Raw genomic sequence first — 246 nt, 5'->3', positions numbered from 1 at the left:
GAAATTGAAATCGCAGTGAAGATGCTGTGTACCCGCGGCTAGACGGAAAGACCCCGTGAACCTTTACTACAGCTTGGCACTGAACATTGAACCTACATGTGTAGGATAGGTGGGAGACTTTGAAGCAGAGACGCTAGTTTTTGTGGAGTCGTCCTTGAAATACCACCCTTGTAGTTTTGATGTTCTAACGTTGGCCCCTGAATCGGGGTTACGGACAGTGCCTGGTGGGTAGTTTGACTGGGGCGG

At 50.0% G+C, this 246-nt stretch carries 1 rRNA gene; it reads left to right on the top strand.

Annotated features, from left to right (window positions below):
* Positions 1-246, top strand: a 23S ribosomal RNA gene (locus tag H5182_RS22135); the annotation flags it as partial.

Origin of the sequence: Pseudoalteromonas sp. SG44-17 (assembly GCF_014164235.1) — a bacterium.
In the GTDB taxonomy this organism is placed as follows: Bacteria; Pseudomonadota; Gammaproteobacteria; order Enterobacterales; family Alteromonadaceae; genus Pseudoalteromonas; species Pseudoalteromonas rhizosphaerae.
Note: the sequence above shows the minus strand (reverse complement) of the source record. Positions and strands in the feature narration are given on the sequence as shown.